1 protein-coding gene and 1 pseudogene are annotated in these 508 nt (G+C 72.8%); both read left to right on the top strand.

What is annotated here, in order from left to right; genetic code table 11:
- A pseudogene (locus L6Q67_RS24540) lies at window positions 1-299 on the top strand (hypothetical protein); the annotation flags it as partial.
- A gap of 7 nt (window positions 300-306) precedes the next feature.
- Window positions 307-508: LEPR-XLL domain-containing protein (locus tag L6Q67_RS24535; protein WP_296576448.1), on the top strand; the 202-nt coding region annotated here is incomplete at its 3' end.

Raw genomic sequence — 508 nt, 5'->3', positions numbered from 1 at the left:
GCTTCGGCACCATCCGTGTCGGCGAACTGGCCAGCGTAAAGCCCGACCTGCCCAACGCGGCGCCGGTGGCGGCCAGCGTGGCGCTGGTCGATCGCGTCGTGGATGCGGCCAGCAACACCTTCCGGGTGCGCCTCACCCTGCCCAACGCCGACCTGAAGCTGCCTGCCGGCCTGCGTTGCCGGATCACCTTCGGCGAGGCGCCGGCTTCGGTCGCCACCGGCCCGGCCGATACGCGCCTGCCGGGCGGCATGCGCATGGACACCAATCTGCCGGCCTTCAAAGACAAGCACCGCCGCTGAGGCGCCCATGGACACCCGCCGCCGCCGCGCGCTGATAGAGAGCTTCGAGCCGCGCATCATGTACTCGGCCGGTCCCGGCCCTGCCGGGCTTGCCGCCGCGATGCTGACGGCGGCCGAGCTGCGGGTGGATGGCGGCGAGGCGCTGCAGGGCGCCGGCGCCGAGCTGGTCTTCATCGACGCCCGCGTCCCCGAGCTGCAGCTTCTCCTCG

This window comes from Zoogloea sp. (assembly GCF_023150065.1).
Classification (GTDB): domain Bacteria; phylum Pseudomonadota; class Gammaproteobacteria; order Burkholderiales; family Rhodocyclaceae; genus Zoogloea.
This window is presented reverse-complemented; position numbering and strand designations above follow the sequence as displayed.